General features: G+C 71.7%; 25 protein-coding genes. 6 read left to right on the forward strand and 19 right to left on the reverse strand.

Features of this window, described 5'->3' with window-relative positions:
• Nucleotides 1–28: 28 nt before the first annotated feature.
• From KFLA_RS25535 to KFLA_RS25555, 5 genes are all read right to left on the reverse strand, one after another.
• Nucleotides 29–1,228: a bifunctional cobalt-precorrin-7 (C(5))-methyltransferase/cobalt-precorrin-6B (C(15))-methyltransferase gene (locus KFLA_RS25535; protein ID WP_012922720.1), complete on the reverse strand. Its 1,200-nt coding sequence runs from the start codon at nucleotides 1,226–1,228 to the stop codon at nucleotides 29–31.
• Nucleotides 1,221–1,622, reverse strand: coding sequence for a TIGR03618 family F420-dependent PPOX class oxidoreductase (locus KFLA_RS25540; protein WP_012922721.1), 402 nt, complete (start codon nucleotides 1,620–1,622; stop codon nucleotides 1,221–1,223). Before KFLA_RS25540 ends, KFLA_RS25535 begins: the two co-directional genes overlap by 8 nt.
• Nucleotides 1,623–1,714: 92 nt before the next feature.
• Nucleotides 1,715–2,026 carry a hypothetical protein gene (locus tag KFLA_RS25545; RefSeq protein ID WP_049797436.1) on the reverse strand — a complete coding sequence of 104 codons (312 nt, stop codon included), beginning with the start codon at nucleotides 2,024–2,026 and terminating at the stop codon, nucleotides 1,715–1,717.
• Between the two features lie 97 nt (nucleotides 2,027–2,123).
• Nucleotides 2,124–3,710 carry an ABC transporter permease gene (locus KFLA_RS25550; RefSeq protein ID WP_012922722.1) on the reverse strand — a complete coding sequence of 529 codons (1,587 nt, stop codon included), beginning with the start codon at nucleotides 3,708–3,710 and terminating at the stop codon, nucleotides 2,124–2,126.
• Nucleotides 3,707–4,627: an ABC transporter ATP-binding protein gene (locus tag KFLA_RS25555; protein ID WP_012922723.1), complete on the reverse strand. Its 921-nt coding sequence runs from the start codon at nucleotides 4,625–4,627 to the stop codon at nucleotides 3,707–3,709. Before KFLA_RS25555 ends, KFLA_RS25550 begins: the two co-directional genes overlap by 4 nt.
• Before the next feature lie 96 nt (nucleotides 4,628–4,723).
• Between KFLA_RS25555 and KFLA_RS25560 the strand changes: the two genes are divergently transcribed.
• Complete coding sequence (locus KFLA_RS25560; RefSeq protein ID WP_012922724.1) at nucleotides 4,724–5,227, forward strand: GbsR/MarR family transcriptional regulator; 504 nt, start codon at nucleotides 4,724–4,726, stop codon at nucleotides 5,225–5,227.
• Between the two features lie 84 nt (nucleotides 5,228–5,311).
• Here KFLA_RS25560 and KFLA_RS25565 read toward each other — a convergent pair whose 3' ends face one another.
• Nucleotides 5,312–7,168: an alpha/beta hydrolase gene (locus KFLA_RS25565; protein WP_012922725.1), complete on the reverse strand. Its 1,857-nt coding sequence runs from the start codon at nucleotides 7,166–7,168 to the stop codon at nucleotides 5,312–5,314.
• Between the two features lie 105 nt (nucleotides 7,169–7,273).
• Complete coding sequence (locus KFLA_RS25570) at nucleotides 7,274–7,957, reverse strand: NBR1-Ig-like domain-containing protein (protein WP_012922726.1); 684 nt, start codon at nucleotides 7,955–7,957, stop codon at nucleotides 7,274–7,276.
• 151 nt (nucleotides 7,958–8,108) lie between these two features.
• On the opposite strand from KFLA_RS25570, the gene KFLA_RS25575 reads away from it, so the two are divergent.
• On the forward strand, nucleotides 8,109–8,804 hold the full coding sequence (locus KFLA_RS25575; RefSeq protein WP_012922727.1) for a CHAP domain-containing protein: 696 nt from the start codon (nucleotides 8,109–8,111) through the stop codon (nucleotides 8,802–8,804).
• Nucleotides 8,805–8,962: 158 nt separating this feature from the next.
• Here the strand turns inward: KFLA_RS25575 and KFLA_RS25580 are convergent, their stop codons facing one another.
• The 9 genes from KFLA_RS25580 to KFLA_RS25620 form a co-directional block, all read right to left on the reverse strand.
• Nucleotides 8,963–9,943: a LacI family DNA-binding transcriptional regulator gene (locus KFLA_RS25580; protein ID WP_041289479.1), complete on the reverse strand. Its 981-nt coding sequence runs from the start codon at nucleotides 9,941–9,943 to the stop codon at nucleotides 8,963–8,965.
• Nucleotides 9,944–10,224: 281 nt separating this feature from the next.
• Nucleotides 10,225–11,190 carry an L-histidine N(alpha)-methyltransferase gene (gene egtD / locus KFLA_RS25585; RefSeq protein ID WP_012922729.1) on the reverse strand — a complete coding sequence of 322 codons (966 nt, stop codon included), beginning with the start codon at nucleotides 11,188–11,190 and terminating at the stop codon, nucleotides 10,225–10,227.
• The gene (egtC, locus tag KFLA_RS25590) at nucleotides 11,187–11,951 is read right to left on the reverse strand and encodes an ergothioneine biosynthesis protein EgtC (RefSeq protein ID WP_012922730.1); all 765 of its coding nucleotides are present in this window, start codon (nucleotides 11,949–11,951) and stop codon (nucleotides 11,187–11,189) included. Before egtC ends, egtD begins: the two co-directional genes overlap by 4 nt.
• On the reverse strand, nucleotides 11,951–13,285 hold the full coding sequence (gene egtB / locus KFLA_RS25595) for an ergothioneine biosynthesis protein EgtB (RefSeq protein WP_012922731.1): 1,335 nt from the start codon (nucleotides 13,283–13,285) through the stop codon (nucleotides 11,951–11,953). Before egtB ends, egtC begins: the two co-directional genes overlap by 1 nt.
• Nucleotides 13,282–14,508, reverse strand: coding sequence for a glutamate-cysteine ligase family protein (locus KFLA_RS25600; RefSeq protein ID WP_012922732.1), 1,227 nt, complete (start codon nucleotides 14,506–14,508; stop codon nucleotides 13,282–13,284). The genes egtB and KFLA_RS25600 overlap by 4 nt, the downstream gene beginning before the upstream one ends.
• Before the next feature lie 136 nt (nucleotides 14,509–14,644).
• The gene (locus KFLA_RS25605) at nucleotides 14,645–15,313 is read right to left on the reverse strand and encodes a (2Fe-2S)-binding protein (RefSeq protein WP_012922733.1); all 669 of its coding nucleotides are present in this window, start codon (nucleotides 15,311–15,313) and stop codon (nucleotides 14,645–14,647) included.
• Nucleotides 15,310–16,086: an ABC transporter ATP-binding protein gene (locus KFLA_RS25610; RefSeq protein WP_012922734.1), complete on the reverse strand. Its 777-nt coding sequence runs from the start codon at nucleotides 16,084–16,086 to the stop codon at nucleotides 15,310–15,312. Before KFLA_RS25610 ends, KFLA_RS25605 begins: the two co-directional genes overlap by 4 nt.
• Before the next feature lie 3 nt (nucleotides 16,087–16,089).
• The gene (locus KFLA_RS25615) at nucleotides 16,090–17,151 is read right to left on the reverse strand and encodes a FecCD family ABC transporter permease (protein ID WP_012922735.1); all 1,062 of its coding nucleotides are present in this window, start codon (nucleotides 17,149–17,151) and stop codon (nucleotides 16,090–16,092) included.
• Complete coding sequence (locus tag KFLA_RS25620; protein ID WP_041289480.1) at nucleotides 17,148–18,146, reverse strand: FecCD family ABC transporter permease; 999 nt, start codon at nucleotides 18,144–18,146, stop codon at nucleotides 17,148–17,150. Before KFLA_RS25620 ends, KFLA_RS25615 begins: the two co-directional genes overlap by 4 nt.
• A gap of 84 nt (nucleotides 18,147–18,230) precedes the next feature.
• On the opposite strand from KFLA_RS25620, the gene KFLA_RS25625 reads away from it, so the two are divergent.
• Entirely contained in the window at nucleotides 18,231–19,205 is a 975-nt protein-coding gene (locus KFLA_RS25625; protein WP_012922737.1) for an ABC transporter substrate-binding protein, read from the forward strand.
• A 334-nt stretch (nucleotides 19,206–19,539) separates the two neighbouring features.
• On the forward strand, nucleotides 19,540–20,091 hold the full coding sequence (locus tag KFLA_RS25630; protein WP_237706591.1) for a hypothetical protein: 552 nt from the start codon (nucleotides 19,540–19,542) through the stop codon (nucleotides 20,089–20,091).
• Between the two features lie 196 nt (nucleotides 20,092–20,287).
• Here the strand turns inward: KFLA_RS25630 and KFLA_RS25635 are convergent, their stop codons facing one another.
• From KFLA_RS25635 to folP, 3 genes are read right to left on the reverse strand one after another with little or no spacing between them, the layout of a single operon-like run.
• Nucleotides 20,288–20,968, reverse strand: a complete 681-nt coding sequence (locus KFLA_RS25635; RefSeq protein ID WP_012922739.1) for a class III extradiol dioxygenase subunit B-like domain-containing protein — start codon at nucleotides 20,966–20,968, stop codon at nucleotides 20,288–20,290.
• A gap of 1 nt (nucleotide 20,969) precedes the next feature.
• A complete protein-coding gene (locus KFLA_RS25640; protein WP_012922740.1) occupies nucleotides 20,970–21,698 on the reverse strand; it encodes a pyrimidine reductase family protein in 729 nt (242 codons plus the stop codon).
• On the reverse strand, nucleotides 21,698–22,573 hold the full coding sequence (gene folP, locus KFLA_RS25645; protein ID WP_012922741.1) for a dihydropteroate synthase: 876 nt from the start codon (nucleotides 22,571–22,573) through the stop codon (nucleotides 21,698–21,700). The genes KFLA_RS25640 and folP overlap by 1 nt, the downstream gene beginning before the upstream one ends.
• A gap of 213 nt (nucleotides 22,574–22,786) precedes the next feature.
• Here folP and KFLA_RS25650 point away from each other — a divergent pair, with 213 nt between their 5' ends.
• Together KFLA_RS25650 and KFLA_RS25655 are read left to right on the forward strand one after the other, a co-directional pair.
• Complete coding sequence (locus KFLA_RS25650; RefSeq protein ID WP_012922742.1) at nucleotides 22,787–24,106, forward strand: L-fuconate dehydratase; 1,320 nt, start codon at nucleotides 22,787–22,789, stop codon at nucleotides 24,104–24,106.
• On the forward strand, nucleotides 24,103–24,855 hold the full coding sequence (locus tag KFLA_RS25655) for an SDR family NAD(P)-dependent oxidoreductase (RefSeq protein WP_012922743.1): 753 nt from the start codon (nucleotides 24,103–24,105) through the stop codon (nucleotides 24,853–24,855). The genes KFLA_RS25650 and KFLA_RS25655 overlap by 4 nt, the downstream gene beginning before the upstream one ends.
• Nucleotides 24,856–24,868: the final 13 nt, after the last annotated feature.

Here is a 24,868-nt window from a genome sequence, read left to right on the forward strand (position 1 = left end):
GCCGGGGCGGAGATCGGGCTGCGGGGGCTCACTTGGTCACGCTCCAGATCGTCACGGGCATCGCGGGGCGCCAGCCGGTCATGCCGCCGACCGGCGAGGCGCGCTGAACGGACAGGCGGACGAGGTCGCCGCCGAGCTCGGCGTACCAGCGGGCGATCAGGCTCTCGGTCTCCAGGGTGACGCCGTTCATCACCAGCCGGCCGCCGGGGGCGAGCGCCTGCCAGCACGCCTCCAGCACGCCCGGGACCGTGCCGCCGCCGCCGACGAACACGGCGTCCGGCGTCTCCAGCTCGGCGAGCGCCTCGGGGGCGGCGCCGACCACGGTCCGGACAACGACGCCGAGGCTCACGGCGTTCCGGTCGAGCCGTTTGGCCCGGTCCGGGTCCCGCTCGATCGCGACGGCCCGGCAGGTCGGGTGGTGCCGCGACCACTCGATCGCGATGCTGCCCGCGCCGCCTCCGACGTCCCAGAGCAGCTGGCCCGGCACCGGAGCCAGCCGCGACAACGTCACCGCGCGCACTTCCCGCTTGGTCAGCTGGCCGTCGCTCTCGTACGCGTCGTCGGGCAGTCCGGGGCTCGTCGACAGCAGGGGCGCCCCTGGATCGGCCTGGCAGAGCACCCCGATCACGTTGAGCGGGTCGACGTCGCCGTCCCAGTCGCGCGCGGAGCTGGTCCTGATCCGCTCGTCGGCGGAGCCCAGCTGCTCGAGCACGATGAACTCGCTGCCGCCGTACCCGCGTTCTGTCAGCAGTCCGGCGACCTCGGTCGGCGTGTGTGCGCCCCAACTGAGGATGACCAGGCGTCGCCCGGGCTGGACCTGCGGATGCACGAGCTCCAGCGGATGCCCGACCAGGCTGATCACCTCGACCTGGTCCTGGGGCCAGCCGAGCCGGGCACACGCCAGCGACACGCTCGACGGATGCGGAATCACCCGTACGGCGCCCGCGCCGAGCAGCCGGGTCAGCGTCGTACCGATGCCGTGGAAGGTGGGGTCGCCGCTCGCCAGCACGCAGATCCGCCGCGCTCCGTGCGTCGCGAGCAGTCCGGGCAGTGACTCCGACAGCGGCGACGGCCAGGCGATCTTCTCGCTCGCGCCGTCGGGCACCAGCTGCAGCTGCCGGGCACTGCCCATCAGCACCTCGGCACCCTCGATCGCGGCCCGCGCCGCCGGGGACAACCCGTGCCAGCCGTCCGCGCCGACACCAACGACGACCAGCGGCTCAGACATTGCCGAGCACCTTGGTCACGGCGATCTCGACGACCACGCGCTCCGGGTTGACCCGCGGCTGACGGTAGCGCTCGGCGTACCGGCGGACGGCGTCGGCCACCCGCTCCGGGTCGTCGCTCACCACGGCACGCCCCTCCAGCGAGGACCAGCGCCGCCCGTCCACCTGCGCGACGGCCACCGCGGCCCCCGCGTCTCCAGCAGCCCGGATCTGCCGCGCCTTGTGCGACCCGCCGGAGCAGATCACCCGCGCGATCCCCGCCTCGAAGTCCACCGTCACCCCGACCGGTACGGCGTGCACGGTGCCGTCCCGGCGCACCGTGCTCAGCACACACAGGTGCCGCTCGCGCCAGAACTCGGCGAACTCCGACGACTGCGACTTCAGCGGCTCCGGCACCCCCCGATCGTAGACAGCCTCCCGCTCGCCGGTCAGTCGCCCCAGTCGAGCTGGTGCTCCGGCGTCCCGACCGACCGGCCGTAGGCCACGGCTTACTCCCGGGCGGCCGAGTCGCCCTTCCGGTACCGGAACACCTTCCCGGCGAAGACCACGACATGGTCGTCCCCGACGGTGAAGTCGGCCCACCACCCGTCCTCAATCCGCAGTACCGCGGCCAGCGCCTCCGCCAACTCGTCGGCGAGCTCGTCGCCGGCCTCGAAGTCGACGAAGCCCCACACGTCCGGCTGCGTCGCGCTCACCGATCCGCTCACGTCCACCCGGGCCAACCGAGCCACCCGCAACCCCGGCACCACCAGGTCCGCGCCGATCCGCAGACTCTCCATCAACAACCGTCCCTCGATCATGCCGCCGATCCTCACACCGCCCACCGACAACCGGCCCGCCCGCGACGCCGCAGGCGGGCCGGGGTGGTGCCGGACCCCTCAGACCGGCACCGGACTGTCAGCCGAGGTCTCGGCGGCGGAAGGTGGCGTAGCCGGTGAGCGCCAGGGCGCAGGCGATGGCGGCGAGCGCGACGACCGGGGTGGCGGAGAAGTCGCCGCCGGGCAGGCGCGGGGTGTGGCCGTACGGGCTGAGGTCCATCACGGACTCGGGCAGGCCGAAGACCGGGCCGAACTGGCCGATCAGGAGGAACGCGCCGAACACACCCCAGGCCGCGGTGACCAGTTTGGGGACCAGGCCGAAGAACAGGACGACCACGGCGGTGACCAGCCAGATCGCCGGGAGCTGCACGACGGCCGCGGCCAGGAGGCGAGGCACCTGGCGGCCCATGTCACCGAGCTCGGCGCCGCTGGAGATGCCGGCCCCCAGACCGCCGACCACGATCAGGGCGCCGGTGCCCAGCAGAGCCATCAGGAGATGACTGGACACCCACTGAGCCCGGGTGACGCCGGTGGCGAGCAGGGGTTCGGCGCGCAGGGCGGTCTCCTCGGAACGCAGCCGAAGGGCCGCTTGGATGCCGAACGCGGAGGCGAGCAGCCCGAGCATGCCCATCTCCGTGGACAGGAACGCGTCGGTGAGACCGTTGACGCCACCGAGCTTCTGGATCATCTCCTTGGTGTTCTCGGAGCTGGCGAAACCGTCCACGTTGCTGGCGATGTTGCCGACGACGAAGCCGAGCAGCAGGAACGCGGCCCCCCAGCCGGCCAAGGCGCCGCGGTGCAGTCGCCAGGCCAGCGCGAGCGGCGAGCGCAGCGACGCAGCGGCAGTCGCCGGCCCCGGCCGCGGCCGGACCAGGCCGGCCCCGATGTCCCGCCGCCGGATCAACGCGTACGCCGCGGCGACCAGCACCAGCAGCAGCGCCAACGGTGCCAGCGCGACCACGAACCGGTCGCCGGCGTACGCGCGGATCTGCTGGGACCAGCCGATCGGCGAGAGCCAGGACACCCACGCGGCCGAGGAGTCGCCGACCGCGCGCAGCACGTACGCGACGCCGAGCACGACGGCGGTCAGGCCGTTCGCCGCGCGGGCGCCCTCGGTGAGCTGGGCCGCCACCGCGCCGACCCCCGCGAACGCCAGCCCGGCCGACGCCCAGACCAGCCCGAACGCGAACGATCCACTCGCCGGCAGACCGACCGCGATCAGGCTGAGCGCGGTCAGCAGACTGAGCAGCACGGCGGTCAGCGCCGAGACGATCAGCGCCGCCGTGAGCGCGGCGTACCGGCCCAGAACGCCGGCGCTGAGCAGCTCCAGCCGGCCGGTCTCCTCCTCGGCCCGTGTGTGCCGGACGACGATCATCGCGGCGAGCAGCGCGACCAGCAGCGCGCCGAAAGCGGTCAGCTTGAACAGCGACAGTTCCCCGAGCGAGGTCGGGTCGAAGATCCGGCCGTACAGCGACACCAGGGCCGGCGACGAGTTCGACGTCGTCGCTGCCTCGACCCGCGACTGCACGTCCGGGTACAGGTCGATCGACGCCTGCGCGGAGCCGGCCGCCATCGAGACGAACACGACGATCCACACCGGGATCAGCACCCGGTCCCGGCGCAGCGCCAGGCGGACCAGGGTGGACGTTCCGACGAAGTCCCTCATCGCCCGGCCGCCACCGGCTCGGCGGGCGCGACCGCGTCGTTCTCGTAGTGCCGCAGGAACAGCTCCTCCAGCGTCGGCGGCTGCGCGACCAGGCTCTTGATCCCGCTCGCGGCGAGCTGCCTCATCAACCCGTCGAGCAGCGGGGTGTCGACCTCGCACCGGACCCGGTGGCCCTCGACCTCCAGGCCGTGCACGCCGGGCAGGTTCGCCAGCCCGTTCGGCGCGCCGGACAGCTCGGCCTGGATCGACGTCCGGGTCAGGTGCCGCAGGTCGGCCAGGGTCCCGGTCTCGACCACCCGGCCCTTGCGGATGATGCTGATCCGGTCGCACAGCGCTTCCACCTCGGACAGGATGTGGCTCGACAGCAGGACGGTCCGGTCCCGCTTGCGCTCCTCCTCGATGCACTGCCGGAACACCTCCTCCATCAGCGGATCCAGCCCGGAGGTCGGCTCGTCCAGGATCAGCAGCTCGACGTCGGAGGCGAGCGCCGCGACCAGGGCGACCTTCTGCCGGTTGCCCTTGGAGTAGGTCCGGCCCTTCTTGGTCGGGTCCAGGTCGAAGCGGCGCAGCAGGTCGTCGCGCTTGGTCGGGTCGAGGCCGCCGCGCAGCCGGCCGAGCAGGTCGATCACCTCGCCACCGGTCAGGTTGGGCCAGAGGTTCACGTCACCCGGGACGTACGCGAGCCGGCGGTGCAGCGCGGCCGCGTCGCGCCACGGATCGCCGCCGAGCAGCGACACGTCGCCCTCGTCACCGCGGAGCAGGCCGAGCAGGACCCGGATGGTGGTGGACTTCCCGGCCCCGTTCGGGCCGAGAAAGCCGTGCACCTCGCCGGTCGCGACCTCCAGGTCGAGTCCGTCGAGGGCGTGCGTGCTGCCGTACGACTTGTGCAGTCCGGAGACCACGATGGCTGATGTCATGCTTCACAAGCTACACTTCATTCAGAAATTTGTGAATCTTCCTAACACGTTGCTCACACGTCAGGTTTCCGGCGTCGCGAAGGAGATGATGGGGCGATGAGCCGACGAGACGACGACGCGGTGCAGCGGCACGCCGAGCAGTTCGGCAACCTGCTGGCCGAGACAGGCTGGCCACGGATGTCGGCCCGGGTCTTCGCCGCCATCCTGGCCAGCGAGAACGGGCGGATGACCGCCGCCCAGCTGTCCGAGCAGTTGCAGGCGAGCCCGGCGGCGGTGTCCGGAGCCGTCCGGTTCCTGCTCCAGATGCGGATGGCGACCCGGGAGCGGGAGCCCGGCAGCCGGCGCGACGTCTACGTGGTCCAGGACGACTTCTGGTACGAGAGCATGATGCGCCAGGACCGGTACCTGAGCCGCTGGCGGGAGAGCCTGGTCCAGCTGCAGGCCTCCGTCGCCCAGGGCTCGCCGGCCGACCGCCGGATCCGCGGCACGATCGGCTTCGTGGACTTCATCGAGTCCGAGGTGGACGCTCTCAGCGAGCGCTGGATCAAGCGCAAGGCGCAGCTCGACGCCCAACTGGACGCCGAGTTCGGCCCGAGCTGACGCCAGTACGCCGTACCCCCGACACGGACCGAGGCCCCGGCGACAAGGCAGTCGCCGGGGCCTCGGGGTGAATCCGTGCGCGGACTACCGCAGCGAGCCGGCCGCCACGATGTCGCGGACCTGCTGCAGCATCGGGCTGGTCTTGCCGGTGTTGGCCCTGGACTTCGGCAGCCGGACCGCGTTGCCGTCCACCGGACCGTCGACCGGGAAGACGGACAGCTCGGCCGGCAGCGGGCTGGTGCCGCAGACCTGGTCCTTGCCCGGCAGCTCGCCGGTGAACACGAACCGGTCTCCGATCGCTTCGGCGCACGCCGACGCCGAGCCGATGTACTGGCCGTGCTGGCCCTCGTCGTCGATCGCGACGAAGCGAGTGGCCCGCAACGTGTCGTTGTGCGTCCGCAGCGCACCCTCGTACGCCGTGGCCGGGTCGAGCTCGGCCTGGACCATCAGCATCCGCGGCGACCCCTTGAGGTCGAGCTTGCGGTCCTGCGGCGCGTACTTCCAGAACGCGCACATCGGCACGCCGTTCATGTAGCCGAAGAAGTCGTACTTGCGCGCCATCCGGTCGGCCTCGCGCAGGTAGAACTTCGGGTCGTGGCTCCAGGCGGTGTCGTTGCAGCGGACCGTGGTCCCGATCGCGCCGAGGTTCACCGGCTGATCGCCGGAGGTGGCCCGCGCCGCGGTCTGCCGGGCGTCGGCGAGCACCGACTTGGCCGAGTCGACCTGGACTGCGGCGACAGTGTCCGCCGCGGCGGCCGTCACGCCGTACCGGGCCCTGATCGCGGCGAGCGTGTCGAACGCCTGCAGCTCCGGCGAGAGCCGGGCCCAGGCCTTGTCGACGTGCCGCAGCTCGACCGCGCCGGACGCCGACGGGTCCTTGACGAACTCGTCGTGCACGAGGATGTCGAGCGTGGCCCGGATGAACCGGACGTTGCCGTAGATCGTGCTGTAGATCTTGCCGTCCAGGTCGTCACCGCGGACCGAGCTCTCGCCGGCCTTGACCAGCGTGACCAGTGACGCGCGGATGCCGTTGTAGCGGGCCTTCACCTGCGCGGGCGTCGAGCCCAGGCCGGTGATCTGGTCGGCGTGCCGGGCGATCCACGGGAACAGCTGGGTGTCACGCCGGCGCTGGCCGGAGAACGGGTCGAAGTTCACGTTCTGCCACTGGGTGTGGGTCCAGTCCATGTTCGAGTCGAGCACGAACCGGCCAACCTTCGACGGGTAGGCGTCGGCGTACCAGCCGCCGAGCCAGGTGCCGTAGCTGTAGCCGATGAAGCTGAGCTGCCGGGACTTGAACAGCGCCCGCAGGAACTCCATGTCGTACACGGTCTGCTGGCTGCTGACGAACTGGCCGAACTCGGTCGCGGAGCAGGCGTCGGCGAGCAGCTTGGCCTCTGCCACCTCGACCCGGTGGGTGAGCTTGGTGCGCTCCTTGTAGTCCGGCGTCACCGGCAGCGCCTCGAGCTCCTCGGCCGTGGTGATGCACTGCAGCGGCGTGCTCTGGCCGAACCCGCGCGGGTCGAAGCCGAGCAGGTCGAAGTCGCTGAACAGCTGCGGCTTCTCGGTCGCCAGCGCGGCGGACAGGGTGAGCCCCGCGCCACCCGGGCCACCGGGGTTGGAGGCCATCAGGCCGCGCGACGTGCCGGTGGCCTTGCTGTAGGAGATCGCCACCTCGATGTCGGGGTGCGCGGTCGGGTTCGCCCAGTCCATCGGGACCTTAACCTTGGCGCAGTTCGTGGTCGGCGCCTGCGGGTAGAGCCGCTTGATCTGGGCGTCGAACGAACAGACCGACCACTGGATCGGCTGGTCGAGGTACTTCTGCGGGATGGACGGCGTCGGGGGGTCGGTCGGCTGCGGCGCCGCAGCGGCCGTGGTGGTGGTCAGTAGTGGGGCCACCAGCAACGCGGCCAGGGCCACCGCGACCTTCTGATTTTTGATCACGCTCGAGCTCCCGTGGTGATTCCAGGCGGACAGGATGGTGCAACCTAAAACCTGGACGGCACCGGAAGCCAGGTGTCAGCCCCACGGCAAGGGCAAACCCGCGTCTCACACCTCGTACACGGTGAAGATCGTGCAGTAGATCGGCGGGGACTCCAGGCCCGGGTAGTAGAGCCGGCCGTCGGAGTCGGTGACCTTGAAGTACGCCGTGGAGGCGCCGACCTGGGACGGCGCCTGCAGCGTCATCCGGATCGTCACCACGTCCCCCGGCAGGGCGTCGGGGATGCGCGCGCTGCGGGGCGATCGCATCCAGCCGGGGGTCGCGGCGGCGCCCTGGCGGGTCAGCCAGCGGTCGCGCCACGGCCGTTCGCCGCTGTTGCGCAGCTCCCAGGTCTTCTCGAACGTCTGGTCGCGGACGACCCGGCTGCCGTCCGGCACGGTCTCGCCGACCAGCTCGGCCCGGTCCTCGGGGTGATGGTCGACCGGGACCGAGCCGCCGAGCAGCATCGGCTGGACGTGCCGGCGCAGGTCCCGCTGGGACACGTCCTTGCCGGCCCGGACGGCGGCGTCCAGCTCGACCAGCTGGTTGACCAGCGCGCTGCCGGCGCCGAACGACTCGTCGTACCACTCGATCAGCTCGCGGCTCGGCTTGGTGTGACCCCGTTCGACCCGGGACAGGTGCCCCTTGTCCCAGCCCGACATCGCCGCCGCGCGGGTCAGCGGCACACCGGCCGCCTCGCGCAGCTCGCGCATCCGGCTGCCGATCACGGTCCGCGCCTGAGCTGGCCTCACGGTGCACTCCCGTCTCACCGTTACTGGTCCACGGAGTTTACCCATGGCTGGTTGGATGTTTTCGTTGCCCACTGCGACAACACGGTGACCCTCTGATTCTCTGCAAGCAGTGCCGAATGTCCAGGCACTCCGAGTGAAAAGGAGGCAACCGATGCGGACCGCCCTCTTCCGTACCGTCGCCCGAGCCACCGTCACCGCCCTGATCGGCGGCACCGCCCTCGTCGGCGCGGCCACCGTGCCCGCCCACGCCGCCACCGGAACCGTCGTCACCGACAGCGGGACCGGCGTGACCATCCGGTCCGGCAACGCCACCAGCTTCGGCGCCGTCGGCACCCAGCCGAACGGCACGGTCCAGATCGACTGCCAGCTCTACGGCGAGCCGGTGACCGGCAAGTTCGGCCGCAGCCTGATCTGGGACCACATCCCCGGCAAGGGCTTCATCTCCGACGCCTACGTCAACACCGGCAGCACCGGCCTGGTCGCGCCGCTGTGCAGCAGCAACCCGCGGGCGGACAAGGCGATCGCCTGGTTCGCCGCCCGCAACGGCTCGACGGCGTTCCAGGGGTACTGCGAGATGGCGGCCGAGAACTCCTACGGCAAAACCGGGATCTACGCCTCCGCCAAGGCGAACTGGAACGACGCCGTCGCCCGCGGCGCCGCGCACCGTGGCGACCTGAACCCACCCAAGGGCGCGCTGGTCTTCTGGGACCTGGCCGCCCCCTACGGCCACGTCGGCGTCGCCCGCGGTGACGGCTACTTCTGGGCCACCAGCGTCGGCGGCAAGATCGGCCTCGCCAAGCTCCCGTACTTCTCCAACTACCTCGGCTGGGCCTGGCCGAACTTCTAGGGCGTGTTGATCAACACGCCCTAGCAGCCGCCTCGATCAGGCGTCCGGTCGCCCCGCCCCTCAGCGACCGGACGCCTTCAGCCTTTTGCACCAGATTCCGCCCGTACGCCGTGACCCCAACCTGGCCGCGATCGCCGGCGACGCGGGGCCGGCGCGCATCAGGGTGGCGGCCGTTCGCCGGAGCCGCGCTGGATGAGGGCGCAGGGCAGGATGATGCGCTGGGGTGGACGGGGATCGGCGCCGGCCGCGCGGGCGAGCAGGAGGCGGGCGGCGGCCCGGCCGAGCTCGGCGGTGTCGGAGGCGACGACGGTGACCGGCGTGGGCAGCATGTCGGCGAGCCGGAAGTCGTCGAAGCCGACCACCGCGGGCTGCCGGTCGACCTCGCGCAGGGCCCGGAGTACGCCCTCGGCAACGAAGTTCGTGGAGGCGAACACCGCGGTCGGCGGATCCGGCCGGTGCAGCAGCTCGCGGGTCGCCTTCTCCGCGGCCTCGGCGGTACCTTCCGGCAGCGCGACCACCAGCGACTCGTCCACCGGCAGGCCGGCGGCCCGGTGCGCGCGCCGGTATCCCCGCAGCCGCCGGCCGGTGGTGTAGTACGACGGCGCGAGCAGGATCGCGATCCGCTGGTGTCCCTGGCCGAGCAGGTGGTCGGTGGCCAGCTTGCCGCCGCCCTCGTTGTCGACCATCACGATGTCGGCCTCGATGCCGTGCGCCGGCCGGTCGACGAACACCACCGGCACCCCCGCACCGGCCAGGAACGAGTGGTCCCCCTGGTCGGGCACGATCATCAGGCCCGCGACCTGCCGGCCGATCAGCTCCTGGATCGCCCGCTTCTCCCCCGCCGGGTCCTCGTCGACGCTGCCCAGCACCACCGCGAAGCCGGACTGCCCGGCCACCTCCAGCGACGCCTTCGCGATCGACGCGTAGAACGGGTTGGTCAGGTCGCCCAGCACCAGCGCGAGGCTGGACGACTTCTTGCCCGGCCGCAACGCGCGAGCGACTTCGTTGCGCTGGAAACCCAGCTCGTCGATCGCGACCCGGACCCGGTCCGCGGTCTCCGCCCGGACGCCGGCGCCGCCGTTCACCACCCGGGACACCGTGCCGAGCCCGACGCCGGCCCGCCGGGCCACGTCGATCATCGTCGGCGGCTTCGGCTCCGACAGCCTTGGAAACGTTTCGGACACAGGGTTGACTTCCCTCTCGCGACACGGCATCGTCACCCGACAGTAAGCGTTGGAAACGTTACCGTCCAGGAGGCGTGGCCCAGTACCAGCCGATCCTCAACGGCAAAAAGCCAGTGTCGGAGCTGCAGACCTACGTCGGCAAGATCAACGACCTGATCAAGCAAGGCGGCTGACCGCCGGTTGACCGAGAGCCCGGCCAGGGTTTCCTGGCCGGGCTCTCGTGCGCAATGACCAGGTCAGACCGCTTGCCAGAGCGACAGGGCGAAGCGGTCCTCGGAGTCGGTCCACCAGGCGGCCGAGGTGAAGCCGGCCTTGCCGAGCTCGGCTTCCACGCCGTAGCGGTGGAACTTGGCGGAGATCTCGGTGCTGAGCTCCTCGCCTTCGGCGAAGTCGACCTCGAGGCCGATCTCCGGGATCAGCACCCGCATCGTCCGGTCGGCGCGCAGGTGCATCTCGATCCACTCGTTCTCCGGGTCCCAGAGCGCGACGTGGCTGAACGCCTCGACGTCGAAGTCGGCGCCGAGCTGGCGGTTCAGCACCCGCAGGACGTTGCGGTTGAACTCGGCCGTCACCCCGGCGCTGTCGTCGTACGCCGCGACCAGGGTGGCCGGGTTCTTCACCAGGTCGGTGCCGATCAGCAACCACTCCCCCGGCTCCAGCACCTCGCGCACGGAGGCGAAGAAGCTCTCCCGCTCGGCGGGTAGCAGGTTGCCGATGGTGCCGCCGAGGAACGCGACCACGCGCGGCGCGTCACCCGGCAGCTTGTCCAGGTGCTCGGTGAAGTCGCCGACCACGCCGTGCACCGTCAGCTGCGGGTAGTCGGCGGTGATCGCCGCGGCCGCCTCCCGCAACGCCGACTCGGACACGTCCAGCGGTACAAAGGTCGTCAGTGTGCCGTGGTCGCGCAGACCGTCGAGCAGCAGCCGCGTCTTCTCCGAGGAGCCGGACCCCAGCTCCACCAGGGTCCGTGCACCGGTGAGCTCGGCGATCTCGGCCGAGCGGGCCAGCAGGATCTCCCGCTCGGCGCGGGTCGGGTAGTACTCGGGCAGACGGGTGATCTGCTCGAACAGCTCGCTGCCGCGGGCGTCGTAGAACCACTTCGGCGCCAGCCACTTCGGGTCCGCGGTCAGCCCGGCCCGGGCGTCCTCCCGCAGTGCACGGGAGGTGTAGTCCGGGGTCAGATGAACGTCGATCAGGGTCACTGTCGTCCTTCCATCGGGGGTGCTGCCAAGGGGGTGACGGCACACTCGTTCTTTGTTGCGGTGAGCAACGAGTGGTCGGGTACGGGCTGCCAGGACGGGTCGTCGCGGGCCCACGGCTCGGAGCTGACGGTGAGCGACTCGGCGGCCTGACGAACCCACAGCGAGTGCGTCCAGGTGGTGGCGACGAGCTGCTCGCCGTCGGTGAGCAGGACGTTGAGCCGGGACTCCGGCGCGGCCGCCGCCACGTCGAGCACCACCCCCGCCACCGCCTCAGCAGCCGGTACGCCGTCGTCGAGGCGCCGCAGGATCAGCGTCCACAGCAGGGCGGAGTCCACCGGTGCGCCCATCGTCAGCAGGTCGGTCACCGGCAGGGTCTCTGCCAGCTTCGCCACCGACCCGGGCCAGCCGCTGATCCGCCCGTTGTGGCTGAAGAACCACTGGTCGCGGTGGAAGGGCGCGACCGCCGTCTCCATCAACGGCATGCCGACGGTGCCGTTGCGCACGGCGGCCAGCACCGCGCCCGATCGCACCGAACGCGCCAGTCCGGGCAGTGACTCGTCCGCCCAGATCGGCACGTTGCGCCGGTACCGGACCGGCTCACCGTCGACGTACCAGCCCAGCCCGAAACCGTCGGCGTTGACCGATCCGCCGCCGCGCATGTCCCAGGGCGTCCAGCTCTGCTCGTAGAGGGAGTGCGGCGGGTCGAGGACCAGGCTCGCCAGCGTGACCGGCGGTCCCAGGTACGCCAGGTGACGGCACACTAGGCGAGCTCCTCGGGCCGTGGGTCGCGGGCGCAGCGGAAGCCGGCGAAGATCTGCCGGCGGATCGGGTAGTCCCAGTTCCGGAAGGTGCTGCGGGCGACCACCTCGTCGGTGCCGAACGACCCGCCGCGCAGGATCTTGTGGTCGGACCCGAAGAACACCAGCGAGTACTCGTCGTACGGGAACGCGCGGAAGCCCGGGTACGGCGTGAAGTCGCTGCTGGTCCACTCCCAGATGTCGCCGATCAGCTGCTCGACCCCGAGCGGCGACGCACCGGCCGGGTAGGCCCCGACCGGCGCCGGGCGCAGGTGCCGCTGGCCGAGGTTCGCGTGCTGCGGCCCCGGGCTCTCGTCACCCCAGGGGAACCGCCGCGTCCGCCCGGACTCCGGGTCGAAGCGGGCGGCGAACTCCCACTCCTGCTCGGTCGGCAGCCGCTTGCCCGCCCACTCGGCGTAGGCCTCGGCCTCGTAGAAGCAGACGTGCATGACCGGCTCGTCCAGCGGCAGCGGCTCGCGGTGCCCGAACCGCGTACGCGTCCAGTGGCCGTCGACGACCTCCCAGAAGCGCGGCGCGACCAGCGAGGCCTTGCGCACGTGCGCCCAGCCCGCCTCCGACCACCACTGCTCGTCGTCGTACCCACCGGCGAGCACGAACCTCAGGTAGTCGCCGTTGCTCACCGGCACCGCGTCGATCACATACGGCGCGACGTGCACGGCGTGCGCGGGCCGCTCGTTGTCCAGGGCCCACGGCTCGATCGACGTGCCCATCTCGAACACGCCGCCCGGCACGAGCACCTCCGGCGCGGCCGGCCGTCGGCCGGCGGGCGGAGCCGGGGCGTCGAGCACCGGCACACCCGCGCGCAGCTGGTGCGTGGCCAGCATGGTCTCGTCGTGCTGCTGCTCGTGCTGCACGATCATGCCGAACGCGAACGCGTTGTCGACCAGCTCGCGACCGCCGTCGAACTTCACGTGGTCCAGCACGTCGAGCACCTTGTCCCGCACCTCGACCACGTAGGTGCGGGTCTCGGCCGGCCCGAGCAGCGGCAGCGACGGCCGGTCCGCCCGGGCGTGCATGAACGCGTCGTACAGCTCGTCGATGTCCTGCCGGACCGGCTCCCGGCCGCCGACGTCACGGACCAGCCAGAGCTCCTCCTGATTGCCGATGTGGGCGTAGTCCCAGATCAGCGGCGACATCAGTTTGCTGTGCTGGCGGACCAGGTCGTCGGTGTCGACGGCGTCGGTCAGCTGGACGGTACGCGAGCGGGAGCGCTCGAGCTGTCCGGCGACGAAGGCCCGCAGGCCCTCCTCGGTCAGGTCGGACAGTTGGTGGGTCATGATGCTCGCCTTCCGTGGGTGTCGTCGACGATGCGGTGCAGCTGGGTGGCGACCTGGTCGGTGAGGTCCCGGCCTGCGCCGGTGCGGTCGAGCGCGCGGGCGCCCAGCTCGACCAGCTCCGCGGCGGCTTGGTGAACCAGCTTGTCGTCCAGCCCGTGCCGCGCGGCCGGGAACCACCGGCCCGCCGCCGGAGCGGCCGCGGCCAGCGCCTGGTCGGTGACGGCCGGGTCGGACAGCAGGGCGATCAGCAGCAGCGTCGGCGGGATCCAGTCGTCACCGCGCTGGGCATCCAGGTACCGGACTTCGAGGTAGCCGCGCGGCCGGACCGGCGGGAACAAGGTGGACAGGTGGTAGTCGAGGTCGTCGTACGTCGGTCGGTCGCCGGGCAGCGCGCCGTCGGCCCAGGCGCCGAAGCTCAGCCCGGCCGGTGCGTCCCAGCTGTCGCCGCGGCGCAGGCAGAGCACGGGCGCCTCCATCGCCGTCCGGGCCCACGCCTCGGCGGGGTCGCCGTCCTGGGTCGGTGGCTCGGTGAAGGGTGCGCAGGTGCCGAAGGTGGCTTCCGTCCGGGCGGAGGCCCAGCCGGTGTTCGCGCCGGCCCGCTGCCGGGAGTTGGCGAACAGCGCGACCATCGCCGGACCGATGTCGTGCAGGGCCCGCCAGCGCGTCGCCGTCTGCCCCGGCTCACCGGCGTCGAGACAGACCTGGAGACCGGCGGTGCTGCACATCATTCGCGGGCCGTGCGGGCCGAGCTGCTGGAGGGCTCGCTCCATCGCCGCGTAGCGCGGCACGGTCAGCAGGCGGCGCGGCGGACGGAAGGCGTCCAGGCCGTGGTCGCCGGGCACGAGGCCGCCGGCGGCCAGCAGGGAGGTGAGTTGCGCCGCGTCGGCGGCGGTGTCCTCGATCAGCCCGGGCACGGAGGCCGAGGCGGGGCCGGAGATCTCCACCTGGCCACCCGGCTCCACCGTGACCAGAGCACCCCGACCGAGCGGCAGCTGCGGACTGCCGCGCACCAGGGTGGCGGGCGCGTGCGCGCCCAGGGCCTTGCTCAGTTGTCCGGCGTCGAGCGGCCGGTGCGGATCGTCCGCATGGTGCACCGTCCACTCCAGCTCGACACCGTGCAGCCGAGGAGGGCCGTGCTTGAAACACACCATCGCGACGTACCCCTCCGCGTCGGCCCGGGAGCCGATCGGAGTCGTCGCCGAGGTCGAACCTGGCTCCGTCACGTCTGCGAACCTAACTCCGCGGACCGGCCGGGACAACCGACATCCGGTGACCCGTCGGTGACATCAGCAGCTGACACTGGCAGAAATTCATGCCCGCCATCGTGCCCGGCGGCACCGACAGTTTTTGCGCCCTGCCTCAGATCTCGGCGGAAATCCGCGGGCAGCCACTGCACGGCCTGACGTTCGGCAGCGCGTAGACGAAGCAGCACGACGTCCGCAGACGCTGCTGCAGATCCAGTCCGAAAGCCTCAGCGGCGCGGGCCGCGTGCAGTGCCTCGTCGGGCAAGCGAACAGCCGCGCGGAGTTCGTCCTGGACCGCTCCGCGCCGCTGCCGCGAGCCGAGCTTCACCCCGGGGCGGTAGCTGTCGGTGAAGGCCCGGGTGTGACGGTCGACCTGCCGCGCGGCCTCCTCCGGCTCGACCAGCTCGGACGACAGCAGTGCGACCTCGACCGGATAGTGCGCGGTCGGGTGGCGCCGGAAGGCCAGCGACTCCGGCGACACGTCCGGTGAAACCCCGGTCAGCGCGGTGGACAGTCCGGCCACGATCGAGGGCACGGACACGTACCACATCAGCACGAACATCGCGGCCACCTGCGCAGGCGGCTCGATGGCATACTCCCGGCCGTAGTCGTCCTGCAGCGCCTTCCGCCACCCGTACGTCGGATCAGCACCCGCCAGCTGCTCCTCCAGCAGCGTGGCGCAGTGGACCCAGTCCGGACCAGGCACCCGGTCCGTCGCCCGCACCGACAGCCAGGAGACCTCGGCGTCCAGCAGGTCCGCGAGACGGCTCGCGGTGTACGTCATACCGCCAGCGTACGGTCGGGCACGACAACCGGTGCGCCGCCGACCTCCACGATGGTCGCGCGCAGACCGAACACATCCGCGAGCAGCCGCTCGCTGAGAATGTCCACCGGCCGCCCCTGCGCTGCGATCCGGCCCTCGCCCATCACCACCAGGTGGTCGGCGTACTGCGCGGCCAGGGTGAGGTCGTGCAGCACGGTGATCACTGTCCGGCCGGAGCTGTGCGCGGCGGCGTGCACGACGTTCATCACGTCGACTGCGTGCGCCAGGTCGAGGTAGGTGGTCGGCTCGTCGAGCAGGAGGTGCTCAGTGCCCTGGGCGAGCACCATGGCGATCCAGACCCGCTGCCGCTGGCCGCCGGAGAGCTGGTCGACCGGCCGGTCCCGGAGCTCGGCCAGCTCCACCGCGTCCAGCGCGTCCTCGATCGCCTGCTGGTCCTCAGCGGTGAGCCGGGCGAACATGCCCCGGTGCGGGTGCCTGCCGCGCGACACCAGCTCGGCTGCGGTAATGCCTTCCGGCGTGACCGGCCCCTGCGGCAGTACGCCGAGCCGGCGGGCCAGTTCGCGCGCGGGAAGTTGGTGGATGTCCTTGCCGTCGAGCAGGACCTGACCGGACTGCGGCTTGAGCAGCCTGCTCATGCCCCGCAGCAGGGTGGACTTGCCCGAGCCGTTCGGGCCGACCACAGCGGTCATCCGGCCGCGCGGCACCTCCAGGGTGAGTCCGGACACGACCGGCTCGTCGGTCCCGTACGCCAGGGTGAGGTTCTCGACGTGCACGCTTCAACGTCCCTTCTGCTGACGCCCGATGAGCTGGATCAGGTACGGCGCGCCGCACGCGGCGGTGACCACGCCGACCGGCAGCTCGTACGGGCCGACCTGCAGGACTTCCAGGCCGTTCCGGGCGACCAGGTCGGCGAGTGTCACGAACAGCGCCCCGAGCATCGCCGTGGTCATCAGCGGCGGCCGCTCGGACCGGGCCAGCCGCTGGGCGATCTGCGGAGCCACCAGCGCGACGAAGGCGATCGGGCCGGCTCCGGCGGTCGCCATCGCCGCCAGCACGGTCGCGACGACCAGCAGGGCGATCCGGACCCGGGACACCCGGACGCCGAGTGACGAGGCCACGTCGTCCCCGAGAACCAGCGCTTCCAGACTGCGGTTGAAGGTCAGCGCGAGCGGCAGCAGGACGAGCACGGCCAGGCCGACCGGTACAGCGTCGCTCCAGGTCCTGGCATTGAGCGAGCCGGCCAACCAGGCAGCCGCCCGGCCGGCGTCTGTCACGTCACCGATCACCAGCAGCCACGCCACCAGCGAGTTGGCCGCTGCGGCGACTCCGACTCCGATCAGCACAACCCGGCCGGCGTCGACGACGCCACGCTGGATGGACAGCATCGCGACGACGGCCGTGGCCAGCAGCCCGCCCAGTACGGCGGCCAGCGGGATGCCGACCTTCGCCGCGTAGCCGGAGATGTTGCCGCCTCCGGTGCCCGCCAGGACGATCACCGCCACTGCTGCGGCAGAGGCGCCGGAGTTCACGCCGACGATGTCCGGGCTGGCCAGCGCGTTGCGCGACAGTGTCTGCAGCAGAGCACCGGAGACGGCGAAGGCGATTCCGACGAGCAGACCGGTGGCCACGCGCGGCATGCGAAGCTCCAGGACCACCAGTCGCGTCCCTGACCGTCCACCGCCCAGCAGAACTTCGACGACGTCGGCCAGCGGGAGTCTCGTCGTACCGACGCTGAGGGAGACGAGGGCTGCCAGGACAGCGGCGATGGCGAAGGCTGCGGCGAGGACTACCGTGCGCGGCTTCACCGTCGGAGCCAGGGCTTGCGTTGTGGCGGTCACAGAGCCACCGCCCGGCGCCGTACGACGAGAACGAACAAGGGAGCTCCGACCAGTCCGAGCACGACGCCTGCCTGGACCTCACCGGCGCCGCCGACCAACCGGCCGACCAGGTCCGCGAGCATCAGCGCTGCCGCGCCGGTCAGGGCCGCGGCCGGGATCAGCCAGATGTTGCGGGCGCCGAAGACCCGGCGGGCGACGTGTCCGGCGAGCAGCCCGAGGAAGCCGATCGGGCCGCAGGCGGCGACTCCGGCCGCGGTGAGCAGACCGATCGCCAGCAGTCCGACGAACCTGGCGCGGCGAATGGACAGCCCGAGCCCGGCAGCGACGTCGTCGCCCAAGGCGAGCAGGTCGAGGTCGCGCGCGTTGATCACCGCCAGCACCAGGCCGACCACGGCGAAGGGCAGCACCTGCACGGCGACATCCAGGCCACGCCCAGCGACAGAGCCGACCGCCCAGAACCGGTACGAGTCGAGCGTGTCCGCGTCGAGCAGCACGATGGCCGAGGTCAAGGCTCCGAGCAGGGCCGCGACCGCCGCTCCGGTCAACGCCAGCCCGACCGGAGTCGCGCCACTCCCCCGCGACGCCAGCCGCTGCACGCCGAACGTGGCGATCAGCGCTCCGACGAGCGCGAACCACACCGTCGACCTCACGGACTCGACCACACCGAGCTGCAGCCCCAGCACCACCGCGAGCGCCGCGCCCGCACTCACCCCGAAGATGCCGGGCTCGGCCAACGCGTTGCGGGTGTGACCCTGCATCAGCGCGCCGGCCACTCCGAGACAGGCGCCGATCAGCACCGCGACCACCGTCCGTGGGAAACGCAAGCTGCGCACGATCACGTCCGCGTCCGTGCCGGCCGGCTCGACCAGAGCCCGCAGCACGGCGCCGGCGCCCAGCCAGCGTGAGCCCAGCGCGAGACTGGCGCCGAAAACCAGTACGACGAGCAGGACCAACCCCAGCAGCGCCACCGGCCGCGACACCCGAACCCTCACCATGGTGGCCCGATCTTAGGTGAGCCGAGCCTAACTTGGGTGGAGTAGGGTTCCGCTGATCCGTTCGTGACGATCTTGGGAGTGCTTGTGGGGATCCGCCGTCTGAGTGCCGTGTTGGTCGTGGCCGCGCTCGCGCTGGCCGGGTGTGGATCGGGAGCCGAGGACAGCTCGGCCGCCGCGGGCGGTGCCGGCGCGGGGTTCCCGCGCACGGTCGAGCACGCGATGGGCAAGACCGAGATCCCGAGCAAGCCCAAGCGGGTGGTGGCGCTGGACGCCAGCTTCGTCGACGCGACGCTGATCCTGGACACGCCGGTCGTCGGCTACACCGACTACCGCAGCATCAACGGCAAGCTGCCGGACTACCTGGGCGAGGACCGGACGACGTACGGGTCGGACGCGCAGGCGGTCGGCACGCTCGCCGAGCCGAACCTGGAGAAGATCGCCGAGCTGGACCCGGACCTGATCATCTCGGCGAAGGTGCGGCACGAGAAGCTGTACGAGCAGCTGACCGCGATCGCGCCGACGGTGATGTCGGAGACCACCGGGCCGACCTGGAAGGACAACATCCGGCTGGCCGCGAAGGCGCTCGGCCAGGAGGAGCTCGCCGAGAAGGAGCTGACGGCGTACCAGACGGCGGCCAAGACGGTCGGGGACGCGATCAACGCGAAGGCGAACAACCCGACGATCTCGATGGTGCGCTTCGTCGACGGGCCGACCCGGCTGTACCAGAACGGCAGCTTCTCCGGCATCGTGTTCAAAGACGCCGGTCTGCGGCGGCCGACGTCGCAGGACGCCGACGGGTTCGCGGCGGAGATCAGCGCGGAGCGGATCAAGGACGCCGACGCGGACGCGATCTTCGTGGCGGTCTACGCCGACGAGAAGGGACTGAGCGCGAAGACGGCGGAGCAGTTCAAGGCCAACCCGCTGTGGAAGCCGCTCGCGCCGAAGGTGCACGAGGTGCCCGACCTGACCTGGATGACCGCGGTCGGCCTGCAAGGCGCCTGGGCCATCCTCACCGACCTCGCCAAGACCTTCGACGTTCCGGCGCCGGTCAAGAGCTGACTGGGTCGCCGGACGCGGGGCGTGCGCTGACACCCGAACCCCGTGCCCCGCTGAGCACGCGAGCAAGCTCGCAGAAGACGAACGCACGGCGCCCGGCCCGAGAGCGGCGGTCGCCGGCATACGGCGAGGGGAATCCGACCGGCTGACTTCTTTCTGCGAGCTTGCTCGCGAGCCCGGCCGTGGGCTGCGGGTGGAAGGTAGGCGTGCTCAGCCGGAGCGTCTGTAGGGTCGGGTTGTGAGTGGGTTGCAGCGGTGGCATGTGGGGCCCTGGACCAGCTATGGAACGGCGGCGGGTGAGCCGACTGAGCCCGGGCGGCGGCGGACTGCAGACGAGTTGAACTTCGACGTGGTCGGGCTGGCGCGGATTCTGGGGCGGCGGTTGGACGGGCGGGGCGAGTTGCAGGTGCGGTTGTGGCAGAACGAGCTGCGGCCGACGCACACCCGGCTGGTCGGCGTGCACACGCTGGCCGACCCGGAGAACTCCAAGCTCCTGCACGACACCGCGCAGGAAGCCCTCGCCTGGCTGGCCGAGCGGGCTCCCGCGGGGTACGAGTTCGTGCTGACCGACGCCGTGCACCTCCGGCCGTTGACCGACCTCTCGGCCGAGGTCGTCGCCGTCGACGCAGTCGTCCAGCTGGCGGCCGGACGCGGCGACGCCCTGCCCGCCGACCGTCTCGCCACCTCGCACGTACGCCGGTCCTCCGCCGGCGACTGGTACGCCGGAGACGCCGTCTGCAACTGGTCCGGGCCCTACCCGACCGCCGACGAGGCCGTCGCCGCCGTCCGCGCGGCCCGGGTCGAGCTCGCCCACCAACTCCGGACCGGCGGCCACGAGGACCTCGCCCGCACCGAACCCCGCTGGGCCCCCGTCCCGGTCCAGCCCTGACCCCGCTCCTGCCGGTCGCTCCCGCTCGCCCGAGCTGCGGCTCTGTGCACCGACCAGCCATCACACCGCGCCGGATCCGGCTGGTGGGTGCACAAGGTGATCACCGGGTTGCGGCGACCACGATCGCCCAGTGCCGCGGCGGCGTGAACTCGCGCAAGAGGTCCGCGGCGGGCGAGGCCGGACGGTTCGGCCGGGGTCAGCTCCACACGGCGACGAAGTAGCCGACGCCGTACGGGGCCGCGTGGTAGAGCAGATTGCCGGTGAGCTCCGGGACCGCGGCGAGGACCTGCCACGGGGCTCGGCCGGCGGCGGAGAGCTCAGCGGCGAGATCTGGATCCAGGGCAGCGAGCGTGGTGGTGTCGGCCAGAGCGAGGGCCGAGGCGATGGTGCTGTCGAAGATCTCCGCGCGGGGATGCAGATGGACCGGCGAGTGCTCGCTGCGCCGCGCGGACCCGTCGCCCATCACCAGCAGACCGACGCGATCGTTGCTACCGGCAAGCTCCTTGCCGAGGGCCAGGCAACCGGCCGGGCTCTCGTCGGCCGCGACGGTGACAGAAGTCCTCGGCACCCCGGCGACTTTGCTCCGACCGATCAGCCAGGCTCCCATCGTCAGCGACAACGGCAGCACCACCGGCCCGGAACCGACCCGCACCGACGAAGCGCCGTACGGGCCGAAGGTGCCTGCGGCCGTTCCGTCGTACTGCGTGCCGGTGGTCGGGCCCGAGCCGACGACGACGAGGCGGTCGACGTCCGCCAGCTGGTCGAGCGCGGCGAAGCATGCGGCGCGCAGATCGTCCAGCTCGGCCGCGGCACCACTCGCCACCTCCGGGACGAGCAACGGCGGATGCGGGCAGACGACAGCAGCGACAACGGGCACGTCAGGCCTCCCGCAGGTAGCGGAAGAAGAGGAAGCCGTCGTCGCCGGCCAGCAAGGAGCGCAGGGCGAACGACCTGATCGCGGTCGCCGTCGGCCCGGCGGTGATCCGGCCCGACCCCGGCCCGGCGAGCACCGGCGCCAGCGAGAGGCACATCTCGTCGACCAGGTCCGCCGCGGTCAGCGCACCCAGCAGGTGCGGACCGCCTTCCGACAGGACCTGCGGCAACCCGCGCTCGACCAACGTCTTCATCACCGCGCGCAGGTCGACCCCGGCTCTCCCGCAGACGACAACGTCGGCCACCTCGGCCAGCGCCTCCCGAGCATCCAACGGCGACGCGGTGTGCGTGAACACGATCGGCCGCACCGGCGCCTCGGCCAGGAACGGCGAGGCAGGGTCGAGGTCGAGGCGCGACGACACGATCGCGAGCGTCGGGTTCTCCGGCAGACCCTGAGCGCGCCGCCACTCCCGCCGCGCCGCGCTCAGCCGGAGCGGCCGGTACCCCTCGATCCGGACCGTGCCCGCGCCGACCAGCACCACGTCGCTGAGCATCCGCAGCTTGCCGAAGATCTCCTGGTCCGCCGCCCCGCTCAGCGCCTTGGACTTGCCCTCGACCTCCATCGCGCCGTCGATGCTGGTGACGAAGTTGCAGCGCAGGTGCGGCACCGACCGGTCCGCGACCTGGTACGCCGCGATCACCTCGGCCTCGGTGAGCTCGGACAGCGGACGCATCACGCCAGGCTCCTTCGGGTTCCGGCGGGCTGGGCCGCGCCACGCAGTACGGCGATCAGGTCGAGCGCCTGCCGGGCGGCCGGTACGTCGTGCACGCGGAACACCCGGGCGCCGAGCCACGCCGAGACGCTCAGCGCGGCCAGGGTCCCGGCCCCGCGCCGCCCCGGCGGGAGGTCGAGCGTCTCGCCGATGAAGTCCTTGTTCGACACCGCGACCAGGACCGGCCAGCCGGTCGCCGCCAGCTCGTCCAGGCGCCGGGTCAGCTCGAGCGACTGCAGCGTGTTCTTGCCGAAGTCGTGGGTCGGGTCGATCACGATGCCGTCGCGCCGGACGCCCGCCGCGACCGCGCGCTCGGCCAGCCTCGTCGTCGTCGCGATCACGTCCGCCACCACGTCGTAGTACGCCATCCGGTGCGGGTCGGTCCGCGGGGTCAAGCCGCCGACGTGGCTGCACACCAGCCCGGCCCCCACCTCGGCCGCGGCGGCGGCGATGCCGGGATCTGCGCCCGCCCAGGTGTCGTTGATCAGATCCGCGCCCGCCTCGCCGACCCGGCGCGCGACACCGCTGCGGTAGGTGTCGACGCTGATCACCAGGTCGGGATGCCGGGACCGGATCCCGGCGACGAAGTCGACCGTGCGGCGCAGTTCCTCGGTCTCGCTGACCGGTTCGCCGTAGCCGGCCTTGACGCCGCCGATGTCGACCAGGTCCGCGCCGTCGGCGACCGCCTGGCCGATCGCGTCGTACGCCGCGTCGGTGGCGAAGGTGGCGCCGCGGTCGTAGAACGAGTCCGGCGTCCGGTTCACGATCGCCATCAGGGCGAACTCGTTCGCCCCGAACGTCCGCGCGCCCAGTCGCAACACCCCCGCAGCAGCCACGCCCCCGACTCTAGCCAGGCAGCGAACGTCCACCACTCACCAACCCGGCCGGTCCCGTGCCGGGGCGCCGCTGTCGGGCGGTCGCCTGGCGTCCGTGGGCGGTTGGTCAGTGGTGGGCGTTCGGCCTCCGCCCGGCGGCGCTCGTGACGGCGGGGACACATATCCTATAGGATCCGCCTCATTCGCTTGCCCCGCAGCCCAGGACGGACCGCCATGCCGCGCTTCACCGAGTTCGAGACGTACGACGTCCGCTTCCCCACCTCGCTGCACCTGGACGGCTCCGACGCGATGAACGCCGACCCGGACTACTCCGCCGCGTACCTGATCCTGCGTACCGACGCCGGCGACGGGTTGGAGGGACACGGCTTCGCCTTCACCATCGGCCGCGGCAACGACGTGCAGACCGCGGCCATCGAGGCGCTACGCGACCATGTGGTCGGGCTCGAGGTGGAGTCCACGCTGGCCGACCTCGGCGGGTTCTGGAAGTCCCTGGTGCACGACTCGCAGCTGCGCTGGCTGGGCCCGGAGAAGGGGGTCATCCACATGGCGATCGGCGCGGTCGTCAACGCCGTCTGGGACCTGGCCGCGAAACGCGCCGGTGTGCCGCTGTGGAAGCTGCTGGCCGGCCTGAGCCCGGAGCAGATCGTCGACCTGGTCGACTTCCGCTACCTCACCGACGCGCTCACCCACGACGAGGCGCTGGAGATCCTGCGCAAGGCCGAGCCGGGGCGCGCCGAGCGGGAGAAGCAACTGCTCGACCACGGCTACCCGGCGTACACGACGACACCGGGCTGGCTCGGGTACGACGACGCCAAGCTGGTCCAACTCTGCCACGAGGCGGTCGCGGAGGGGTTCGGCCAGATCAAGCTGAAGGTCGGCGCGAACCTCGAGGACGACGTCCGCCGGATGCAACTGGCCCGGGAGGCGGTCGGCCCGGACATCCGGATCGCGATCGACGCCAACCAGCGCTGGGACGTCGCCGACGCGATCACCTGGATCGAGGCGCTCACGCCGTACGACGTGTGGTGGGTCGAGGAGCCGACCAGCCCCGACGACGTGCTCGGGCACGCGGCCATCGCGCGGGCGATCGCGCCGACCCGGGTCGCCACCGGCGAGCACGTGCAGAACCGGGTGGTGTTCAAGCAGCTGCTGCAGGCGGGGGCGCTGTCCTTCCTGCAGATCGACTCGGCCCGGGTCGCCGGGGTGAACGAGAACGTCGCGATCCTGCTGCTGGCGGCGAAGTTCGGCGTACCGGTGTGTCCGCACGCCGGTGGGGTCGGTCTGTGCGAGCTGGTGCAGCACCTGTCGATGTTCGACCTGGTGGCGGTCAGTGGTAGTACGGACCAGCGGGTGATCGAGTACGTCGACCACCTGCACGAGCACTTCCTCGACCCAGTCGTGATGGAGGCGGGACACTACGTCGCGCCGGTCCGGCCCGGGTTCAGCGCGGAGCTGGCCGCCGGCACGCTGCGCGACTTCCGGTACCCCGGCGGCAAGGTCTGGACCGAGTTCACGAAGGAGCAGTCGAAGTGACCGATTTCGCCGGCCTGCGGGCCGTGGTGACCGGAGGCGCCTCGGGCATCGGCCTGGCCGCCGCCCAGCAGCTGGCCGCGCGGGGCGCGCAGGTGGTGGTCTTCGACCTGAAGCCGGACGTGCCGGAGCCGCTGACCGGGATCGCGGCCGACGTCGCCGACGACCGCTCCGTCCGGGACGCGGTCGCCGCCGCGGCGCTGCGGCTCGGTGCCATCGACATCCTGGTGAACAACGCCGGGATCGGGGCCCAGGGCAACATCACGGCGAACGACGACGAGGAGTGGCACCGGGTGCTGGACGTGAACGTGGTCGGGATCGCGCGGGTGACCCGGGCGGTGCTGCCGTACCTGCGGCGCTCCCCGGCCGCCGCGATCGTCAACACCTGCTCGATCGCCGCGACCGCGGGGCTGCCGAACCGCGCCGTGTACAGCGCGAGCAAGGGTGCCGTGCTCGCGCTGACGATGGCGATGGCGGCCGATCACGTGCGCGAAGGAGTGCGGGTGAACTGCGTCAACCCGGGCACCGCCGACACCCCGTGGGTGGGCCGGCTGCTCGACGCGGCGACGGACCCGGAGGCGGAGCGCGCGGCGCTGGAGGCGCGGCAGCCGATGGGCCGGCTGGTGACCGCCGACGAGGTCGCGAACGCGATCGTCTACCTGGCCAGCCCGCTGTCCGGCTCGACGACCGGTACGGCGCTCGCCGTCGACGGCGGGATGCAGAACCTGCGGCTGCCTGCTGGGCGCAACTGAGCCGGCGCTCCAG

Origin of the sequence: Kribbella flavida DSM 17836, from assembly GCF_000024345.1 — a bacterium.
GTDB lineage: Bacteria > Actinomycetota > Actinomycetes > Propionibacteriales > Kribbellaceae > Kribbella > Kribbella flavida.